At 64.0% G+C, this 7,795-nt stretch carries 9 protein-coding genes; 4 read left to right on the forward strand and 5 right to left on the reverse strand.

What is annotated here, in order from left to right; genetic code table 11:
* Positions 1–36: 36 nt before the first annotated feature.
* The 5 genes from AC1DWI_RS00855 to AC1DWI_RS00875 form a co-directional block, all read right to left on the reverse strand.
* The gene (locus AC1DWI_RS00855) at positions 37–174 is read right to left on the reverse strand and encodes a cbb3-type cytochrome oxidase subunit 3 (RefSeq protein ID WP_477668804.1); all 138 of its coding nucleotides are present in this window, start codon (positions 172–174) and stop codon (positions 37–39) included.
* 11 nt (positions 175–185) lie between these two features.
* Positions 186–815, reverse strand: coding sequence for a cytochrome-c oxidase, cbb3-type subunit II (ccoO, locus tag AC1DWI_RS00860; protein WP_457281526.1), 630 nt, complete (start codon positions 813–815; stop codon positions 186–188).
* Between the two features lie 21 nt (positions 816–836).
* Positions 837–2,270 carry a cytochrome-c oxidase, cbb3-type subunit I gene (ccoN, locus tag AC1DWI_RS00865; RefSeq protein WP_477668805.1) on the reverse strand — a complete coding sequence of 478 codons (1,434 nt, stop codon included), beginning with the start codon at positions 2,268–2,270 and terminating at the stop codon, positions 837–839.
* A 65-nt stretch (positions 2,271–2,335) separates the two neighbouring features.
* Positions 2,336–2,473, reverse strand: a complete 138-nt coding sequence (gene ccoS, locus AC1DWI_RS00870) for a cbb3-type cytochrome oxidase assembly protein CcoS (RefSeq protein WP_431095040.1) — start codon at positions 2,471–2,473, stop codon at positions 2,336–2,338.
* Entirely contained in the window at positions 2,474–4,768 is a 2,295-nt protein-coding gene (locus AC1DWI_RS00875; RefSeq protein WP_477668806.1) for a heavy metal translocating P-type ATPase, read from the reverse strand.
* 103 nt (positions 4,769–4,871) lie between these two features.
* On the opposite strand from AC1DWI_RS00875, the gene AC1DWI_RS00880 reads away from it, so the two are divergent.
* The 4 genes from AC1DWI_RS00880 to AC1DWI_RS00895 all read left to right on the forward strand — a co-directional run.
* Positions 4,872–5,315, forward strand: coding sequence for a universal stress protein (locus AC1DWI_RS00880; RefSeq protein ID WP_477668807.1), 444 nt, complete (start codon positions 4,872–4,874; stop codon positions 5,313–5,315).
* 42 nt (positions 5,316–5,357) lie between these two features.
* On the forward strand, positions 5,358–5,780 hold the full coding sequence (locus AC1DWI_RS00885) for a universal stress protein (RefSeq protein WP_477668808.1): 423 nt from the start codon (positions 5,358–5,360) through the stop codon (positions 5,778–5,780).
* A 27-nt stretch (positions 5,781–5,807) separates the two neighbouring features.
* The gene (arcD, locus tag AC1DWI_RS00890; RefSeq protein ID WP_477668809.1) at positions 5,808–7,289 is read left to right on the forward strand and encodes an arginine-ornithine antiporter; all 1,482 of its coding nucleotides are present in this window, start codon (positions 5,808–5,810) and stop codon (positions 7,287–7,289) included.
* Positions 7,289–7,795 (forward strand): arginine deiminase family protein (locus AC1DWI_RS00895; protein WP_477724255.1); only part of this gene is annotated, 507 nt, incomplete at its 3' end. The genes arcD and AC1DWI_RS00895, both read left to right, overlap by 1 nt.

The following is a 7,795-nucleotide window of genomic DNA, read 5'->3' on the forward strand; positions in this document are numbered from 1 at the left end:
AAAACCGGTGAAGAGGGTTTGCATGGCGCGGTTCCCCTAGTCCTGCAGGAAGGGGATCTTTGCGTCCTCTTCAAAGCGTTTGTGGTTGCGGCTGGAATAGGCCCACACCAGCAAGCCGACGAAGGTGGCAAAACACAGCAGGGTTGCGATGATGCGCAGCGTGTTGACGTCCATGGTGCTCTCCTTTACTTCAGGGCCTTGCCCATAACTTGCAGATAGGCCACCAGGGCATCCATTTCCGTCTTGCCCTTCACCACACCGGCGGCCTCGGCGATTTCGGCGTCGGTATAAGGCACCCCCACCCTGCGCAGTGCTGTCATGCGGGGCGCCATGTCGGCGGGGTCGACGGGTTTCTTCTCCAGCCAGCTATAGGCCGGCATGTTGGATTCAGGGACCAGGTCGCGCGGATTGTTCAGGTGGATACGGTGCCATTCGTCGGTGTACTTGCCGCCCACGCGGTGCAGGTCGGGCCCGGTGCGCTTGCTGCCCCACTGGAAGGGATGGTCGTAGACAAATTCCCCGGCCACCGAATAGTGACCATAGCGCAGCGTCTCTGCGCGAAACGGGCGAATCATCTGCGAGTGRCAGTTATAGCAACCTTCCCTCAGGTAGATGTCGCGGCCGGCTAGTTGCAACGCTCCATAGGGCTTGACGCCTTCGAGCGGCGCGGTGGTCGACTTCTGGAAGAACAGCGGCACGATTTCCACCAGGCCGCCGACGGCGATCACCAGCAGGATCAGGATGATCATCAGGAAGTTGTTGGTTTCGATCTTCTCGTGCGAGAAGCCGGCCGCAGAGGGAGTTTCGTCTTTCATGGGATGTACTTTCTTCTCTTGTTATGCGTGGGCCAGTGCGGGCACCAGCACCCGGACGGGGCGACCCTTGGCCACCGTCATGCAGACGTTCCAGGCCATCAGCAGCATGCCGCCCAGGTACAGCAGCCCGCCGAAGAAGCGCACCACATAGAAGGGATAGGTGGCCTTGACCGCTTCGACAAAGGTGTAGGTCAGGGTTCCGTCGGCGTTGACGGCGCGCCACATCAGGCCCTGCATCACGCCGGCGATCCACATGGCGGCGATGTACAGCACGATGCCCACGGTGGCGGTCCAGAAATGCACCTCGATGGCGCGCATCGAATACATCTGCTTTTGCCCGAACAGGCGGGGGATCAGGTAATACAGCGTGCCCATGGAAATCAGCCCCACCCAGCCGAGCGCGCCCGAATGCACGTGGCCCACGGTCCAGTCCGTGTAGTGCGAGAGCGCATTGACGGTCTTGATGGACATCAGCGGGCCCTCGAAGGTACTCATGCCGTAGAAGGACAGCGACACGATCAGGAAGCGCAGGATGGGGTCGTCGCGCAGCTTGTGCCAGGCGCCGGACAGCGTCATCACGCCGTTGATCATCCCGCCCCAGCTGGGCGCCAGCAGGATCAGCGAGAACACCATGCCCACCGATTGCGTCCAGTCAGGCAAGGCCGTGTAGTGCAGGTGATGCGGGCCCGCCCACATATAGGTGAAGATCAGCGCCCAGAAGTGGACGATGGACAGGCGGTAGCTGTAGACCGGCCGCTCCGCCTGCTTGGGGATGAAGTAATACATCATGCCCAGGAAGCCCGCGGTGAGGAAGAAACCCACTGCGTTGTGGCCGTACCACCACTGCACCATCGCGTCCTGCACGCCTGCATAAGCGGAATAGGATTTCATCCAGCCGGCCGGAATCTCCGCGCTATTGACCACATGCAGTACCGCTACCGCCAGAATGAAGGCGCCGTAAAACCAGTTGGCCACGTAGATGTGCCGGACCTTGCGGATTCCCAGCGTGCCGAAAAAGACGATGGCATAGGACACCCAGACCAGGGTGATGAGGATGTCGATGGGCCATTCGAGTTCGGCGTATTCCTTGCCGGTGGTGTAGCCCAGCGGCAGGCTGATCGCGGCGCCCAGGATGACCAGCTGCCAGCCCCAGAAAGTAAAGGCGGCCAGCCGCGGTGCAAACAGCGGCACGCTGCTGGTGCGCTGGACCACGTAGTAGCTGCTGCCGATCAATGCGCAGCCGCCGAAGGCGAAGATGACGGCATTGGTGTGCAGCGGCCTGAGCCGGCCATAGCTGAGCCAGGGAACGCCGAAATTCAGTTCAGGCCATGCCAGTTGGGCGGCGATGAACAGGCCCACCCCCATGCCCACCACGCCCCAGAGCACCGCCGCCAGTGAAAACTGGCGAACCACCGTGTCGTGATAGGCGATCCCTCGTGTCGTTTCTTCGTTCATGAAGCACCTTTTGTCTTGATGCTTCAAAGTGTCGATGCGGCGTGGGTCGCGCCATTTGATGCAAGTCAATCAGTGTGAAGAATGCGCTCGGCTTCCTGCTCAAGCGCCTCGAATTGACCTCGCCATACCGCCCAGCCCAGCGCTCCGATGATGAGCAACGCCAGTACTACAGACAGCGGAATCAGTAAAAACAGGATGTCCATTCAGTGTTCCGACACGCCGCGCGCCAGCCTCGCGGAATTGACGACCACCAGCAAGGAGCTCGCCGCCATGCCGAAGCCGGCCAGCCAGATCGGCATATAGCCCAAGATCGCCAACGGTACGCAGACCGCGTTGTAAACCGCTGCCCACAACAGGTTCTGCCGCACTACCGCCCGGGTGCGCCGCGCCTGCGCGACAAGGGCTGGCACCGTGAGCAGCCGGTTGCCGGTCATGATGAAATCCGACCTGGCCTGGGCCACCGGCACGGCCTGGCCCATGGCGACGGACACATCAGCCACGGCCAGCACCGGCCCGTCGTTCATGCCGTCGCCCACCATCATGACGCGATGGCCCTCGCGCTGAAGGCGGCGCACATGTTCCAGTTTGACCTCCGGCGTGCATTCRCCAAAGCACCATTCGATGCCGGCCCGGCGCGCAAGGTGAGCCACTGCCTGGCCAGTATCGCCCGAAAGCAGCTGCACGCGGACACCGAGTTTGAGCAAGTCGCCCACGGCCTGGGCCGCGTCGGGCCGCATCGCTTCGTCAAGCTCGAAACCCGCGAGGTAATGGTCACCGTCGGACAGATGGGCCTGCAGCACCGGCACATCACGCCCCGGTACAGGCACGCGGCAAAAAAAGGCCGACCCCAGGTAGAGGTAGTGTGGCTCGCTGCCATCCAACCGGGCGACCTTGCCGCGCAGGCCGCGACCTGTGATCTCCTCCACTTCACTGGCCACCCAATCCGTCGCGGGAAAACGGGCAGCGATGGCGCGTGAGACCGGATGCAACGAATGCCTGGCCAGCGCACCCGCCCAGTCACAGGCCTCGTCGCGATTCCCACCGGCAGGCACATGGACCATGACGACCTGCATGCGGTCTTCCGTCAGTGTGCCGGTTTTGTCGAAGATCACGGTGTCGATGGCCGCGCAGCTTTCCAGCGCCTGCAGCTTGCGCACCAGCACGCCACGCCGTGCCAACGCGCCCGCACCGGCCAGCATGGCCGCCGGCGTGGCCAGCGACAGGGCACAAGGGCAGGTCACGATGAGCACCGCAACCGCGACCGCCATCGCATGCGCCTGACCAAAAGGCCACCACCACACGGCTGCGACGGCGCTCGCCATCAGCACAGCCACCAGAAAAGGGCTGGCGATGCGGTCCACCAACTGCACCAGGCCGGGTTTTTCGACCGAGGCCTGCTCCATCAGGGCGACGATTTCGGCGTAACGGGTTTGCGGCCCAACCCGCTCAACGCGCACCAGCAACACCCCCGTGAGATTATGGCTGCCGGCGATGACGCCGTTGCCCACCCGCCGCAGCAAGGGTTTGGATTCGCCCGTCAGCAGCGACTGGTCAACGCGGCTCTCGCCACCCTCCACCGCCCCATCCGCGGGAAAGGCCTGCCCCGGCAGCACGCGAACCAGGTCGCCCGGCACGAGGCGGCGGACGGCCACCGCGCGGAAACTGCCGTCGGCTTCCTGTCGGTCCACGCTGTCCGGCAGCCGCCGCATGAGCGCGTCCAGCGCACCGGCGGTGCGGTCCCGCAGGCGCTGCTCCAGCAGCCGGCCCGAGAGCAGGAAAAACACAAACATGGGCACCGAGTCATAGGAGGCATGCTCGCCCCAGGCGCTGGCCGGGTCAAAGGTCGCGGCCGTGCTGGCCCCGAAGGCAATCAGCACGCCCAGCGCCACCGGTACGTCCATGCCTATGCGCAGGTTCCGCAGGTCGCGCAGCGCCGCCGAGAAAAAAGGCCAGCAGGAAAACAGCAACACCGGCAAGGTCAGCACCCAGGAGGCCCATCCCAGAAGCGCCTGGATGTCGGGCGTGATCTCACCGGCCGGCGCAAGGTAGGCCGGCGCGGCATACATCATGACCTGCATCATGCAAAAGCCCGCCACCAGCCAGCGCCACAGCATCACGCGCTGGGCCTGTACCCTGCGGCCGGCCAGCAGCAGGTCGCCCGCCGGCAAGGCGCCGTAGCCAGCTTGGCGCAATGCCGCCATCCAGAGAGACGGGCGTGTGGCTTGCGGCCGCCATTGAAGCCGCGCCGTGGCATTAACACCGTTGACTTCGACCGTATCCACGCCGGGCAGCCTGCGGAGCACCTCCTCGATCGTGAGCGCGCAGGCCGCGCAGTGCATGCCCTCGATCACCAGGCAGGACTCCCACCAACCTTCACGCCCCGGCACCGGCCGGCTGAAGCCTTCCCATTCGGCCGGCTCGTCCAGCGCGCTCCACGCGGCGGCGTCAGGCATGGCGGGCTGCGCCGGGCCGGCGGTCAGGAAGGGTGCGGCTTGCATGACGACAGCTTAGCCAGCGCAGAGTGCCGCGCCCTTGATATGGATCAATCCAGGGTCGCAGCGGCGCTCCTAGACTGCGGCACATCAACACAGGAGAACCACCATGTACAARCGYATTCTTGTTGCCACCGACGGCTCCACGCTYTCCAAAAAAGCGGTCAGGGACGCCATCGAACTTGCCGCGTCCCTGGGCGCCGGCCTTGTGGCGCTCAACGTCGTGCCGCGTTATCCCATGAGCTACTTCGAAGGCGGCGCCACCATCTCGCCACAGGAAGTCGGCCGCATCGAAAAGGAATGGGCCGACAAGGGTCAGGCCGTCGCCGACGCGGTGCAGAAGTCTGCGGAGGCCGCAGGTGTCAAGGCCAAGGCCGTGATCGCCAAATCCGACCTCGTCGCCACCGCCATCCTGGCCGCGGCCAGAAAGAACAAGTGCGACCTCATCGTCATGGCATCACACGGCCGTAAAGGTCTCTCGCGCATCCTGCTCGGAAGCGAGACCCAGCAGGTACTCACGCACAGCACCATTCCCGTGCTCGTCCTGCGTTGAATCGGCGCCGAATCCCCGCTGAAAAAGCACTTGGAGAACACCATGAAAGTCCTTCTGGCCGTTGACGGCAGCAAGTTCACAAAAAAGGCCCTCGCCTTTCTGGTCACTCACGAAACCCTGATGGGGCCCGAGGCAGAGTTGATTGTGCTCAATGTACAGATCGCTGTTCCTCCTCGCGTCAAGTCCATGGTGGGCGCCGCCACGGTACATGCCTACCACCGCGATGAAGCCCAGAAAGTGCTGGAGCCCATAGAACGCTTTCTCAAACGCCACGGCATTACTTTCCGGGCCTCCTGGGTCACCGGTACGCCGGCCACACAAATCGCGCAGGCGGTGAAGCGTGAAAAGGTGCACATGCTGGTCATGGGCACGCACGGCCACGGGTTGCTGGGCCGCGCCCTGCTCGGCAGCGTCGCCCAACGCGTGGTGGCAGACGTCGACGTGCCGGTGCTGCTGGTCAAGTAACCACTCATCTTTTACGGAAGGCATGCCATGAACACACTGTCAAATACCCGCTCCCCCGTGTCGCCGCCGCGGGCCATTCCCACCACACGGCAGGCGCAAGGCGGTTTGGGCCTGGGGCTGCTGGTCGCGCTGGTGACGGGCTCCATCATCGGCAGCGGCATTTTCGGTCTGCCGCAAAACATGGCGGCTGGCGCTGGCGCTGGCGCCATCCTGATAGGCTGGCTGGTCACGGGCGCGGGCATGCTGGTGCTGGCGCGTGTCTACCAGATGCTGGCCCTGCGAAAGCCAGAGCTGGACAACGGTGTCTACGCCTATGCGCGCGCGCTGTCGGGTGACTACATCGGCTTTAACTCGGCCTGGGGTTACTGGATCAGCGCGTGGATCGGCAATGTCGGTTACCTGGTGGCCGCCTTCGGCGCGCTCGGATATTTCTTTCCGGCTTTTGGCGAGGGCAACACGCCCGCAGCCGTGGCCGGAGCATCGATAGTCCTGTGGGTCGTGCATGCGCTGGTGCTGCGCGGCATCAACACCGCCGCCTGGGTCAACGCAATTGTCACAGTCGCCAAGGTCATTCCCTTGCTGCTGTTCATCGTGCTGGCTGCCGCCGCTTTCCAGGCACCCACCTTCAGCCTGGACTTCTGGGGCGGCGCCAAACTCGGCTCGGTGCTCGACCAGGTCAAGAGCACCATGCTGGTGACGGTGTGGGTGTTCATCGGGATTGAAGGCGCCAGCGTCTATTCGGCGCGCGCGCGGCAGCGCAAGGACGTCGGCAAGGCCACGGTGATTGGTTTTCTGATCTGCCTGGCACTGTTGATGGCCGTCTCGTTGCTGTCCCTGGGCATCTTCACGCAGCCCGAACTTGCCGGATTGAAGAATCCCTCCATGGCCAGCGTGCTTGAGAAAGCCGTGGGCACCTGGGGCGCTGTGCTGATTTATGTCGGCCTCATCGTTTCCGTCGGCGGTGGCTTCCTGGCCTGGACATTGCTCGCCGCGGAGTCGCTCTTCACACCGGCCAACAGCGGCGTGATGCCCGAATGGCTAGGCCGCCAAAGCGGCAAGGGCGTTCCGGCCAATGCCTTGTGGCTGAGCAGTGCCATGGTTCAGATCTTCCTTATTGTCACGCTGGTTTCCAAGGCTTCCTACCTGGCCCTGATCTCGCTGTCGACCGCGATGATTTTGCTGCCCTACCTCTTCAGCGCGCTTTACGGCCTGAAGGTGCTGCTGCGCGGTGAGGGCCCAACGAGGGAAGCCAACGCCGGCGGGTCCCTGGACCTGCCGGTGGCCGCGCTCGCGTCGGTGTACTGCCTGTGGCTGCTGTATGCCGCCGGCGCCAAATACCTGTTACTGAGCGCCCTGCTCTATGCCCCCGGCGCGGCCCTGTACTTCATCGCCAAACGGCAGAGCAACAAACAGCCCTTTACCGCTGGCGAGAAAGCCATGCTCGCAGCCGTGCTCGCGCTCGCAGTGGTGGCCGGCTGGATGCTCGCCACCGGTCAGTTGAGTCTGTGATGGCCGGCGTTCATTCAGAAACGGGCCGGCTGCGCAAGGTGCTGGTCTGCAGGCCGGGCCTGGCGCACATGCGGTTGACACCCGCGAACTGCCGGGACATGCTGTTTGACGACGTGATGTGGGTCGCCCAGGCCAAAAACGATCACTTTGCGTTCACCAGCGCCATGACAGAGCAAGGCGTGCAAGTGCTGGAACTGCATGACCTGTTGGCGGTCACGCTCGGCAACCCCTTGGCGCGCGATCGGCTGCTGGACCGCGAACTTGCCGGCACTGACTTTGAAGCTGCGGGGGTGCTGCGGCCCTGGCTGCAGGAACTACCACCGGCTCGCCTGGCCGAGTTCCTGATCGGCGGGCTGACGCCGGCGGACCTGCCTTTCAAGCTGCCCGGCCTCACGGCCGCCTGCGCCAGCCCATCGGACCTGCTGCTCCCCGCCCTTCCCAACACCCTTTTCACTCGCGACAGCAGTTGCTGGATTGGCGACGGTGTGGCGCTGGGATCCATGTAC

The sequence above is a fragment of the Polaromonas sp. P3_C2 genome (assembly GCF_056402675.1).

What these genes read in the sequence shown, in the direction of transcription:
- AC1DWI_RS00855 (WP_477668804.1), bottom strand. Translation starts at nt 174, where the DNA reads ATGGACGTCAACACGCTGCGCATCATCGCAACCCTGCTGTGTTTTGCC.
- ccoN (WP_477668805.1), bottom strand. Translation starts at nt 2,270, where the DNA reads ATGAACGAAGAAACGACACGAGGGATCGCCTATCACGACACGGTGGTT.
- ccoS (WP_431095040.1), bottom strand. Translation starts at nt 2,473, where the DNA reads ATGGACATCCTGTTTTTACTGATTCCGCTGTCTGTAGTACTGGCGTTG.
- AC1DWI_RS00885 (WP_477668808.1), top strand. Translation starts at nt 5,358, where the DNA reads ATGAAAGTCCTTCTGGCCGTTGACGGCAGCAAGTTCACAAAAAAGGCC.
- arcD (WP_477668809.1), top strand. Translation starts at nt 5,808, where the DNA reads ATGAACACACTGTCAAATACCCGCTCCCCCGTGTCGCCGCCGCGGGCC.